Below are 12006 nucleotides of genomic sequence, written 5' to 3'. Positions count from 1 at the left end.
CTATCCGAAGAGTTCGAGCACCGGCTCGGCTTGATCGACGATCGGGACCGGACGGCCCTGGGGATCGACCAATCGCAGCTCCGGGTCGATCCCCAGGGCGTGGTAGATCGTGGCGGCGAGCCGCTCGGGCGAGACGGGGTGGTCGACCGGCTGGGCCGCGTCATTGTCCGAGCCGCCGAACATGGTGCCCCCCCGGATCCCGCCCCCCGCGAGGACGGCGGGGAACAGCGTGCTCCAGTGCCCGCGACCCCAGCGAGCGGTGGCCTGGGGCGTCCTCCCCATCTCGCCCACGGCGACCACCAGGGTCTCGGCCAGCAGGCCCCGCTCGTCCAGGTCCACCAGGAGCGCGGAGAGGGCCTGATCGAAGGTCGGCAGGAGTCGATCCTTCACGTCATCGCTATGAACGTGCGAGTCCCAACCATAGCCGTCGCAGGCGTCGTAGTGGACGGTCACGAACCGGACCCCGGCCTCGACCAACCGGCGAGCCACCAGGGTCGCCTGGCCGAAGAGGTGACGCCCGTAACGATCGCGAATCCGGGATGGCTCCTGGCGGATGTCCAGCGCGAGGCGAGTCGCCTCCGAGGTCGCCATCGCCAGGGCCCGGTGGTGGAAGCGGTCGAAGTCGGCGGCCGATCGGGCCTGGTCGACGTCTCGTCGGCCCTCGTCGAACTGCTCCAGGAGCGAAGCACGCCGGCGGATCCCTTCCAGCCGAGGGCCCGCGTCCACCGCGAGGCCCTCGATCGCGAAGGTCAGCTCCTCGTCTTTGCAGTCCCGGAAGTAGGGATTATCGGCGAGGTCTTTCTTGTCCACGGTGGTCGTCAGGGGATTGTAGCGACGGCCGAGCCATCCGGCATGCTCGCCCGGGCGAAGATACTGCCCGGCCTCCTGGAGCCGACCGAGCGAGTTGGGAAGGACGGCGTAGCTCGGCATCGGGCGAGTCATCCCCCCGGGCGACTGCTGGGCCAGGTACTCGACGACCGACCCCATCGCCGGCCAGTCCTGCGCGGTGGGATTGAAGCCGCCGCCGATCGGGACCTGCCACATCCGCCCGGTCTGCATGTAATGGGCCGCCCCGCTGTGGTCGTTGTAAGGGTGGGTCATGCTCCGGACGACGCAAAACTTGTCGGAGACCCCGGCGAGCCTCGGCAGGTGCTCGCCGATCCGGAGGCCGGGCGTCCTCGACGCGATCGGCCGGAACGGCCCACGGATCCGGTCGGGGGCCTCGGGCTTGAGGTCGAACGTCTCGAGCTGGCTCGGGCCGCCGAAAAGGTAGAGGAAGATCACCGAGCGGGCCTTCGAGGCGGGCCGAGGCCCTCCGCGAGCCTCGGCACCCAGCAGAGCGGGCAGGCTGAGCCCGAGCAGTCCGGTCCCAGCCGCCTCCAGGAGTGTCCGCCTGGTGATCCCGTCGCAGGCGGTCCGCCGCCGTCCGTCGATCCGAAGCATTCGACGCTCCTCCCTCAAAGTTCAAGGCCCTCTTGCCAGACGGGGCCTAGTCGCGGAGCAGGTGCTTCATGGCTTCGGTCAGGACGGCCTCGACGCCCGGGGCGACGAGCGAGGCCGCGGGGCTGGTCTCGTAACCGCCCTCGGGATAGGCGACCGCCGTGCCGATGTAGCCGGGCCCGTAATCACCGTACGCCGCCATGGCGACGAACAGATCGGGCCTCATCGCCTGGGCGGCGAGCTGGTACTCGACGAACAGCTCGCCCGGCATCAGGAGCACGCGGGCCTTCCCCAGGTGCAGGCAGTCGATATCGATCGTATCCCCCGACTTGCACCGGCGGAGCCACGCGAGGTCGTTCGCCGCCCCGGCCCGCTCGGTGACCTTCGCGGCCTCGTTCTGGAGGGTCGCGATCAGCTTGGCCTCGTCCAGGTGGGGGGCGGGCGGGAGCTTGACGGGGACCGACTCCCAGCCGAGATCCGAGGCCGAGATCGGGGCCTTGGTGGTCGCCTTCCAGGCCCGAGCCATCCCGTCGGCGACTCGATCGGCGAGGACCTGGCGATTCTCGTGAGAGCCGTCGTTCCACTTCCCCGCGCCGATGTTGCCGCCGGCCCCATCGAAGTGGATGTGGGGGACCCCGGTCTCCTCCTGCCTCCGGTCGCGGGCCATCCCGGGGAAGTCGGCGTTGGCCAGGCCGGTCCGGTAATAGCTCTGGGGATGGGTGGCGTAGTAGGTCAGGGCCACGACGGGCGTCTCGCCGTCCCAGAGGCTGATCATCTTGAGCATCGGGTCGATGGTCCCGACCGGCATCGCGCGGATCTTCGGGTCGGGGCAGGCGGTGTACCGGACATACTGGACCTTGCCGTCGGGTCCGAGAATCCGGCGATTCGAGGCCACCTTCTCGACCTCGGCCTGGCCCAATCCCAGGTGGGTGACCGGCCTCGCCTTCGAAAGGGCCTCGGCGACCGCGGTCGCGGCCCTGGCGATCACCTCGCGGGCGAAGGTCGAGTCGTAGACCTTGCGCTCGATCCCCTGCGCGGACAGCAGGCGGTCGGCCGAGAAGTCGCAGTGCGGGGCGTCGTGTTGATGGAGGGCGTGGACGCCGACCCGATCGGCGGTCGTCCCGGCCGCCTTCGCCAGGGCCTCGCGGAACTCGGCATGGGCGTCGTTGGCCACCCCGATCCAGTCGATCGCGCAGAGCACGATCGGCCGGCCTTCGCCGATCAGGACGATCCCCCGGCAACTGAGCGGGTGGACGACCCCCTTGGTCGGATCGTAGGCCATCGGGCTCCCGATCGGAGGGGTGGCGTCCACGGCGAAGGTCGCCACCTTCAGCGGCGTCTCCGCGCGTGACTCCGACTGCACGACCGCGAGGGACACCACGAGCAGGCCGAGATAGCGAAGCATGTTCGAACACCCCTTCGAGATCGAGTGGAAGAGCTTCCGGGGGATCACGACCCCGAGGATTCCCGGAGGTCGACGACCTCCTCGGCGAGCCCTTCGAATCGGTTGCCGGTCACGGCGATCGCTCGGGCCTCGGCGGCGATCCGGAGGCCCGTCCTCCGAGATGGCCCGCGAGTCTCTCGGATCAGGTTGTCGGCGATCCGGAGTTCTCGAGTCTTGCCCCGGACGTCGATGGCCACCCCGTCGTCGCCGCCGCTGTCGGTGACCCGGTTGGCCTCGACCCGGTTCCGGTTCGGCCAGAAGTCCTTGCCTCGCGACTCGTCCCGGAACAGGATGCCGACCTTGCCGCTGCCCTGGACGTCGTTGTCGCGGATCAGGTTGTCGGTGTCGTGGTGGCCGATCGAGATCCCGTAGTCGCGGTTTCCCACGATCCGGTTCTTCTCGGCCAGGCCGTACTTGACCCCCCAGCACCAGAAGAGGCCGATCGAGTTCCGCTCCAGTCGGTTGCCGCGGATCAAGGGGCGCTGCGACCCCGAACCCGGGTGGACGCCGAGGTCGGCGTTGTCGTGACAGTGGCAGTCTTCGACCACCACGTCGTGCGAGACCTGGAAGCTGATCCCGTCGCCGTGGTAATTGCGTGCCGTCACTCCTCGGAAAGTGTAGCGATTGCAGTCCTGGAGGAAGACGCAACCGGCGTAATTGCCGTCGAGCCGCTCGTTGTTCGCGCGATCGCCGTCGAGCGTCAGGTTCTCGACCAGGACATCGGCGGTCCGCTCGGACGTGAGCAGGGGGAACATGGCCGAGCAGGTCGGCTTGCCGGAGAGCCAGAGGTTCTCGCGGAGGCCGGAGTCGAGCTTGAAGCGGTTTCCCGATCGGGCGACGAGGGTCCGCTTGATCACGAGCGCCCCGCCATCGTGAGGGTTGGTGGCGCGAAAGACGACCCCATCACCGACCTGGAAACCTCGGGCATCCTCCAGGGTGATCTCGCGATCATACCAGTCGGAGTCATCGGCCAGGGCGACGGTCCTCGAAGGGATCTTGGTGATGATCGTGTCGGCCCCGTCGCCGACGAGCCGGACCCGCGAGGGCAAGACCACCGGATGCCGCAAGGTGTACGTGCCGGACAGCAGACGGACGGTCCCCCCTCCCAGGCTCGCGACGTGGCCGAGAGCCGCCTGGATCACCTTGTCATCGTGGCCGGCGAGATCGGCGTCGCGGCCTTCGGGCCCGACCGTGATCGTCAGCCGCTCGTCCCAGTTCGGCTCGAAGCGCTCGTCGCCATCGGTCGCGCGAGGATCGGTGACCGGAGGCCGAGGGTCGTCTCCCGCCGGAGCGAACCGCGAGGCCGCCCCCGCGCTCGCCGCCGCCGCGATCAGGAAGCCGCGACGCGTCAGCCCGACTCGCTCCATGTTCGACTCCAATCATCCGATGGCCTGGGCTTCGATGGAATCGAGACCCCTTGATCCGGGCGTCGACGTGCAATTATTGTTCAAACCATCCCCCGGCACAAGCCTGCGGCGGGGCCGTCAACATCGACCCCCCGGCCGATCGCGTGCGATGCTCGCGAGTCAGAAATGTTCTCGGGCGTAGTCGAGGCAGCGGCGGATGTTCTCGTCCTCGACCTTGAGCCGCTCGTCCGGGCCGAGCTGGCCGATACGGGGCAGGGGGTGCCCGGCGGGATGATTGCGGACGAACGAGAGGGATCGGGCCAGGTGCCGGCCCGCGAGGTCGGGGAAGGTCGCCCAGTAGCGATCGTCCAGGCAGGGGACGTCCAGCGGATCCCTCGTGATCATCTCCAGGTTGAGTGGGATCCCCGGTCGCGCCGAGCGCAGGGTCCGGACGATCCGGGGCAGGTCGAGCACCCCGGCACCGAGCGGGACCTCGGCAATTCGAAAGCCTCGGTCGTATTCCTCGACCCCCATGTCCTTGAGGTGGGTCGTGACGGCCCACGGGGCGAGCGCCTCGACGACCTCCATCGGATCTTCGAGGAGCGCCATGCTGTTGCCGGTGTCGACGCAGACCCCGACGTGATCGGACCCGAGCCGCTTCAGGAGGCCGATCAGCTCGTCGGCCCGCCAGTCCTTGTGGTTCTCGACGGCCAGGCGGACGCCATGCCGGACCACCACGGGCGTGGCCAGGGTCAGGGAGCGGGTCGATCGGTCGGCGAACTCGCGGAAGGCGGCGAGCGAATCGAAGTTCTCATAGCGCCGGCCCGAGAGCATGACCGTCCTCACGATCGTCGCGCCGGCCCGCCGGGCGGTCCGGATCTCGGCCTCGAAGCGCGGCACGTCGCCTTCGTCTCGGGGGAGCGATGCGATCCCCTCAAGGCCCATCGAGGCCTCCTCGGCGCGGGCTCGGAGTTTGTCGGCGTAGGCGTCGTCACGGGCACCGATGCCCACCTGGATCCCCCCGGCTCCCAGCGATCGGGCATGGTCGAGGAACCGGATCGGCTCGGCGAATCGATCCTCGGGCCGACGATCGCGGTCCCCGGCGGATCGCGCGGGGAACGAATGGATGACCAGGCCGAGCGGGACCGGGCCCGGCTCTCGGGCGAAGCCGACCCCGGGCCCGATGACGGTGGCCAGCCCGGCGGCCAGGATCTCGCGCCTCGTAGGTGTCATCGACTAACCTCCGATCAGGGCCCTTCGCTCGGCATCCCAGGGGCTTCGATACGGGCGTTCGAGCATCGCCTCGGCCTCGGGATCCCCGATGATCGACTCACGCTCCTGGTCCCATCGGATCTTCCGACCGAGTCGGAGCGAGATGTTGGCCAGGTGGCAGGCGGTGACGACCCGATGCTCGCTCTCCAGGTCCGAGATCGGGTCGCGTCGCGATCGGATGGCGTCGACGAAGTCTCGGGCGTGGCGACGGAACTGGTCATACTCGTCGCCGGTCCGGTCCTCGATCGCCTCGGTCCTCAGCTTGGTGGAGGCCCGGTCGCCGTTCCCGGGAGGCCCCCCGACCGGGTGGGCACCGCCGAATCGGGGGAGGACCGCCTCGGGGACGACCTCGGGGTCGGGCGTGATGGTGAAGCCCTTCCGCGAGATCATCAGGCTCCCCCGCGTCCCGCAGAACTCCAGACCGGTGGGCGGGGGAGCCCCCCGGCTCGCCTCCCGATGCGACCACGACGCGGTCCAGCCGTCGTATTCGAACAAGGCGTCCTGGGTGTCGGGGGTCTCGCCATTGTCCTTCAAGGCAAACCGCCCTCCGGTGCACGCGACCGCCTTCGGGGCCGTGGCGTCCAGGAACCAGTGGACGATGTCGATCGAGTGCTGACCGAGGTTGGTCATCTGCCCGCCCGAGTAATCCCAGTGCCACCGGAAATGATAGAGGGCCCGGTTGGGGTTGTACGGCCGCTTCGGCGCCGGGCCGAGCCACTGGTCGTGGTCGAACCCCGGAGGCGGGTCGCCATCGGCAGGCGAACCGAAACCGGGCATGACATTCCGATAGGACCACATCCGGGCCGAGACGACCGGGCCGATCTGGCCGCTCCGGATCAGCTCGCGAGCCTTCTGATAATGGGGCCCCGACCTCTGCTGGGTCCCGACCTGGACGACCCGGCCGTGCCGTCGGGCCACCTCGGCCATCCATCGACCCTCGCGGACGAACAGACTCAAGGGCTTCTCGACGTAGACGTCCTTGCCCGCCGCGCAGGCCATCATGGTCATGAGCGCGTGCCAGTGGTCGGGCGTCGAGACGACCACGGCGTCGACGTCCCGATCATCGAGCAACCGTCGGAAATCCCCGAAGGTCCGGGGCGAGCCGCCCATCGTCGCCGCGGCCTCCTCGAGCCGTCCCCGGTGGACCTCGGCCACGGCAACCGGGTCGACGTCGGGCATCGCCTTGAAGTCGAGGACGTGCCTCTTGCCGATCAGTCCGAACCCGATGAAGCCCAATCCGACCCGATCGTTGGCGCCCAGGACCCTCCGATAACTCGCCGCCGAGAGGGCCAGCGCGGCACCACCCTGGAGGAGAGCGCGGCGACTCGTCGAGACCCGTTCGATGGCCTTTTCGCTCATCGGGTCGAACCCCCATCGAATTGTGGGATCGGGATGGGAACCTCGCGAACCCTCAACCTACGCCGATCGCCGGGGGACCGCAATCAGGTCCTTTTCAAATATTTCTTGAATAATGAAGGGTCTGGGGGTTTCAATGGACCTCGAGCCCGACCGCGCCGAAAACGTCCGGAGGGTACGATCGCGATGCAGATGCTCTTGAGCGGATTTCGCCGAAGTGGGTGGTTCCGGCCCCTGGTCGCGGCGGCATCGATATCGATCGGGATGGGATCGACGGGCCGAGCGGCGGATCCGATCGACTCCGAAGGAGATCGACTCTTCGCCGAGAAGATCCGGCCGGTCCTCGAGGCCTCGTGCTTCGGCTGCCACTCGTCGAGCGCGGAGAAACTGAAGGGAGGGCTTCGGCTCGACTCTCGCGAGGCCCTGCTCCTCGGGGGCGACTCCGGCCCCGTCGTGGTCCCCGGCCGGCCCGGCGAGAGCCCGCTGATCCAATCCATCCGGCACGAGACCGACCTGGCCATGCCGCCCAAAAAGCCGAAGCTCGCCGACTCGGTGATCGGCGACTTCGAGCGCTGGGTCAACCTGGGCGTCCCATTCCCCGGTGGAGAAGGGTCGGGGGCGAGCTCGGAAGCCTCCCGCCGTCACTGGTCCTTCCAGCCCGTGACGAAGGTTGATCCGCCGGCCGTCCGGGACGCCGGATGGGTCCGGACTCCGGTCGACGGCTTCATTCTGGCGACGTTGGAGGCGAAGGGATGGAAGCCCGCCCCCGAGGCCGAGCGTCCCGAGTGGATCCGCCGGGTGACGTTCGACCTGACGGGCCTCCCGCCCTCGCCGGAAGAGATCGAGTCGTTCGTGCAGGATCCCGCGCCGGATGCTTTCGAGCGGGTGGTCGACCGGCTCCTGGCCGGCCCCCGATACGGCGAGCGATGGGGCCAGCACTGGCTCGACGTGGTCCGGTTCGCCGAGACGGAAGGATATGAGTACGACCGGACGATCCCGGACGCCTGGCGGTTCCGCGACTACGTGATCGACTCCCTGAACCGCGACAAGCCGTTCGACCGCTTCCTGATCGAGCAGATAGCCGGGGACGAGATCGCGCCGGACGATCCGGAATGCCAGGTCGCCTCGACCTTCCATCGCCTCGGCCCGGTCCGGAGGAACGCCGGAGACTCCGAGATCGCCCTCAGTCGGAACGAGGTCCTGACCGATCGGACCGACATCCTGGGGACCGCGATCCTCGGCCTCACGGTCGGCTGCGCCCGCTGCCACAACCACAAGCTCGAACCAATCTCGCAGAAGGACTACTACCAGCTCCAGGCCTACCTGGCGGCCACGCAGGAGAACGACATCTCGCTGGCCTCTAAGGAGGCTAAGGCAAAGTGGGACCAGGAAAGCGGCAAGATCAAGGAGGAATTGAAGCTCCTGAAGGCGAGGATTAAGGAGGCGACCGGCGACCGGAAGTTGGAGTTGGAAGCCGAGTTGGAAGCGCTCGAGGACCGCACGCCCCCGCCTCTGCCGACCATCCCGGGGACACGCAATGACTTCGAGAATCGGACGGCCATCCACGTCCTGAAGCGAGGCGTCTGGGAGAAGAAGGGGGAGCCCGTCGGCCCCCGACCGCCCGGCATCCTGGTGGCGGACGACCTGCCCGAACTCGAGCCCGACGTCCGCGACCCCCGGACCCGCCTGGCCCGCTGGCTCGTCGATCCCCGCCACCCGCTGACGCCCCGAGTCCTGGCCAACCGGCTCTGGCAGAACCACTTCGGCGCGGGCCTGGTGAAGACGGTCAACGACTTCGGGACCAAGGGGGATCGGCCGAGTCATCCCGAGTTGCTCGACTGGCTCGCGGCGACGCTGGTCGAGGGGGGCTGGCAGCTCAAGCCGATCCATCGACTCCTGGTACTGAGCAACACCTACCGGCAATCGGGCCGCTCGCCGATGGCCTCCGAGTACGCGGTCGCCGACCCGGAGAATCGGCTCCTCTGGCACGCCTCCCGGCGAAGGCTGACGGCCGAGGAGATCCGCGACACCATGCTCGCGGTCTCGGGACGACTGAATCCCAGGGCCGGCGGCCCGAGCGTGATGCTCCCGATCGACCAGACCCTGGTGAATCTGCTCTACAAGCCCTCGCAGTGGCAGGTCGCGGCGAGCCGGGACGAGCACGACCGGCGCTCGATCTATCTCTTCGCCAAGCGCAACCTCCGACTGCCGTTCTTCGAGACCTTCGACGCCCCGGCCTTGCTGAACAGTTGTGCCCGACGGGAGTCGAGCACCCACGCGCCCCAGGCCCTGGAATTGCTCAACGGCTCGCTCTCGAACGACCTCGCCGCGTCATTCGCCCGCCGGTTGGAGGCCGAGTCGGGCGGCGATCCCGACCGGCTGGTCGATCGGGCCTTCCGGCTGGCGATCGGCCGACCGCCGACGGACGAGGAACGCTCGATCTCGCTGGCCTTCCTCCGCGACCAGACCCGGGAAGAATTCGCCCTGGCCGTCTTCAACCTGAACGGGTTCCTCTATGTACCCTGACGCCCCGCCCCCCCACGCCCGGCCTACCCGGACGCGCCGCGAGTTCGTCCGCGATGCCTTCTGCGGCTTCGGCGGCCTGGCCCTCGCGTCGCTCCTCCAGGAGGAACAGGCCCGGGCCGGCTCGAACAACCCTCTCGCGCCCAGGGCCCCGCATCTCCCGGCTCGGGCGAAGTCGGTGATCTTCCTGTTCATGGCCGGTGGCCCGTCGCATCTGGAGACGTTCGACCCCAAGCCTCTCCTGAACACGCTCGATGGCCAGCCCAGGCCCGCGGAGTTCGGCGAGGTCCGTTACCAGTTCGTCCGGCGCGATGCCCGGCTGCTCGGATCGAAGCGGACCTTTCGGAAGTACGGCGAGAGCGGGATCGAGGTCTCCGACCTCTTCCCGAAGACCGCCGAATGCATCGACGACATGGCCGTGGTCCGGTCGTGCCACGGCGACATGGTCGTCCATTCGGCCGCGCAGTACGAGCTTTTCACCGGCCGGGTCACCCCCGGCTTCCCGAGCCTCGGGTCGTGGGTCCTCTACGGGTTGGGGTCGGAGAGCCAATCGCTCCCCTCCTACGTGGTGATGCCCGACCCGAAGGGGGCTCTGGAGGCCGGGCAGCCGATGTACGCCAACGGCTTCCTGCCCGCCATCTATCAGCCGACGATGTTCCGGCCCGGCGACCGACCGGTCCTGAACCTCGACCTCCCGCCCGGCATCCCGGCCGCCAGGCGGCGGCGGACCCTGGAACTGGTCCGCGACCTGAACCGCGCGACGCTCGACCCGGCCGACGAGGAGTTCTCCGCCAGGATCAACGCCTACGATTTAGCGTTCCGGATGCAGTCCGAGGCCCCCGACATCCTCGACATCTCCAAGGAACCCCGGGAGACGCTCGACCTCTACGGGGTCGGGCGCGAGCCCACGCACGACTACGGACGGCGCTGCCTGCTGGCCCGGAAGCTGGTGGAGAATGGGGTCCGATTCGTCTGCGTCGTCTCCGGCGGGGGGCCGGGCAACCTCCAGTGGGACGCCCACGGCGACATCGAGGAGAACCACAACCGCAAGGCCGCCGAGACCGACCAGCCGGTGGCCGCCCTGCTCAAGGACCTGAAACGTCGAGGATTGCTCGACAGCACGCTGGTGGTCTGGGGCGGCGAGTTCGGCCGCTCGCCCGAGGCCGAGTCGGGCCGGGGGCGCGACCACCACAACCTCGGCTTCTCGATGTGGCTGGCCGGCGGCGGGATCAAGGGCGGACAAGTGGTCGGGGCCACCGACGCCATCGGGCTCAAGGCCATCGAGAAGCCCTACCACCTCCGCGACGTCCACACCACGATCCTGAACCAACTCGGCCTCGACCAGCACCGGCTGACCTACCCCCACCTGGGACGCGACGAGAGGGTCACGTTCGTCGAAGGTCAGATCATCCGCGAGATCGTCTGATCCGGGACCGCCGCCGAAGCCCGGAAGTTGAGGGGTCGGTAGCCAAGAATTCTCGGTCTTGCGTCTGAGCCACTCCCCACCCCGGCCCATTTCAGGGGGGGGAGCCCTCGGGGGCCGGGCGGATCTCTCGATCTCGGAGCATCGCCGATCGACGGGAGAGGAACGACGCGATCCAGCGTTCTATCCCCTTTCCCGTCTTCGCCGAGACCTCGAACACCTCCATCCCCGGCCGCACCGATTGGATACTCCGATGGGCGGCGACCGAATCGAAGTCGACGGCCGCCGCGAGGTCGGTCTTGGTGATCAGGGCGACGTCGGCCGTGTGGAAGATCGTCGGATACTTCAGGGGCTTGTCCTCCCCTTCGGTCACCGAGAAGAGGACCAGCCGCTGGTCCTCGCCGAGATCGAAGGTCGATGGGCAGACGAGATTGCCGACATTTTCCAGGAAAAGAATGTCGATCTCGCTGAGAACCCAGGGTTCGAGGGCGGCCTCGACCATCGACGCCTCGAGGTGGCAGACCGTGCCCGTGGTAATCTGCCGGACGGGGACCAGGCTGCGGGCCAGCCGCCGGGCGTCGTTGTCGGTGGCCAGGTCGCCGACCAGGGCCGCGACCCGATGGGTCTCGCGCAGCCGCCTGAGCAGCTCCTCCAGGAAGGCCGTCTTGCCCGAGCCGGGGCTGGACACAAGGCTGACGACGTAAGTGCCCGCCTTGTGGAAGCGTTCCCGCAAACGTCGAGCCGCCAGATCATTCTGCTTCATCACACGCTGACGGACCTCGACCAGGCGCGGATGCCCACTCATGGCGTGACCTCCAGGGCGACCACCTCCAACTCGTGACCTCGGATGACTTCGGGAGTGCCCGTCCCGCACTCGGAGCAAACCCGCTCGAAGGCCGAGACGGGGGCCCGCTCGGCGTCGCATGTCGGGCAGAAGACGACCACCGGGACCTCTTCCACGATTAACCGTGCCCCTTCCAACGCCGTGCCCTCGCTGGCCAGGTCGTAGGCCGACAGCAACGCCTCGCCGATCACGCCGGAGAGCGGCCCGAGTCGGAGGTGAACGGCGATCACCCGGCACCCCCGGCGCGTGGCCTCTTCCTCGACGAGATCCAGCAGGCTCAGGGCGATCGACAACTCGTGCATGATCTCACATTCGCCGGATCTTGAGATAGCTTTTCATGTCGAATCCCAGATAGGCC

At 68.4% G+C, this 12006-nt stretch carries 9 protein-coding genes; 2 read left to right on the top strand and 7 right to left on the bottom strand.

Annotated features, from left to right (window positions below):
* The 5 genes from P12x_RS14555 to P12x_RS14535 form a co-directional block, all read right to left on the bottom strand.
* Positions 1-1443, bottom strand: coding sequence for a DUF1501 domain-containing protein (locus P12x_RS14555; protein ID WP_435011595.1), 1443 nt, complete (start codon positions 1441-1443; stop codon positions 1-3).
* Between the two features lie 46 nt (positions 1444-1489).
* Entirely contained in the window at positions 1490-2845 is a 1356-nt protein-coding gene (locus P12x_RS14550; protein WP_435011594.1) for a hypothetical protein, read from the bottom strand.
* Between the two features lie 44 nt (positions 2846-2889).
* Positions 2890-4251, bottom strand: a complete 1362-nt coding sequence (locus P12x_RS14545; protein ID WP_435011593.1) for a right-handed parallel beta-helix repeat-containing protein — start codon at positions 4249-4251, stop codon at positions 2890-2892.
* A 159-nt stretch (positions 4252-4410) separates the two neighbouring features.
* Positions 4411-5463 carry a sugar phosphate isomerase/epimerase family protein gene (locus tag P12x_RS14540; RefSeq protein WP_435011592.1) on the bottom strand — a complete coding sequence of 351 codons (1053 nt, stop codon included), beginning with the start codon at positions 5461-5463 and terminating at the stop codon, positions 4411-4413.
* Positions 5464-5466: 3 nt separating this feature from the next.
* The gene (locus tag P12x_RS14535; protein ID WP_435011591.1) at positions 5467-6861 is read right to left on the bottom strand and encodes a Gfo/Idh/MocA family protein; all 1395 of its coding nucleotides are present in this window, start codon (positions 6859-6861) and stop codon (positions 5467-5469) included.
* Between the two features lie 183 nt (positions 6862-7044).
* On the opposite strand from P12x_RS14535, the gene P12x_RS14530 reads away from it, so the two are divergent.
* Together P12x_RS14530 and P12x_RS14525 are read left to right on the top strand one after the other, a co-directional pair.
* Complete coding sequence (locus P12x_RS14530; RefSeq protein WP_435011590.1) at positions 7045-9384, top strand: PSD1 and planctomycete cytochrome C domain-containing protein; 2340 nt, start codon at positions 7045-7047, stop codon at positions 9382-9384.
* The gene (locus tag P12x_RS14525; RefSeq protein WP_435011589.1) at positions 9374-10807 is read left to right on the top strand and encodes a DUF1501 domain-containing protein; all 1434 of its coding nucleotides are present in this window, start codon (positions 9374-9376) and stop codon (positions 10805-10807) included. The genes P12x_RS14530 and P12x_RS14525 overlap by 11 nt, the downstream gene beginning before the upstream one ends.
* A 91-nt stretch (positions 10808-10898) precedes the next feature.
* On the opposite strand, the gene hypB is transcribed toward P12x_RS14525, so the two are convergent.
* Together hypB and P12x_RS14515 are read right to left on the bottom strand one after the other, a co-directional pair.
* A complete protein-coding gene (hypB, locus tag P12x_RS14520; protein WP_435011588.1) occupies positions 10899-11609 on the bottom strand; it encodes a hydrogenase nickel incorporation protein HypB in 711 nt (236 codons plus the stop codon).
* Complete coding sequence (locus P12x_RS14515; RefSeq protein ID WP_435011587.1) at positions 11606-11950, bottom strand: hydrogenase maturation nickel metallochaperone HypA; 345 nt, start codon at positions 11948-11950, stop codon at positions 11606-11608. The genes hypB and P12x_RS14515 overlap by 4 nt, the downstream gene beginning before the upstream one ends.
* Positions 11951-12006: the final 56 nt, after the last annotated feature.

This window comes from Tundrisphaera lichenicola (genome assembly GCF_051175385.1).
GTDB lineage: Bacteria > Planctomycetota > Planctomycetia > Isosphaerales > Isosphaeraceae > Tundrisphaera > Tundrisphaera lichenicola.
This window is presented reverse-complemented; position numbering and strand designations above follow the sequence as displayed.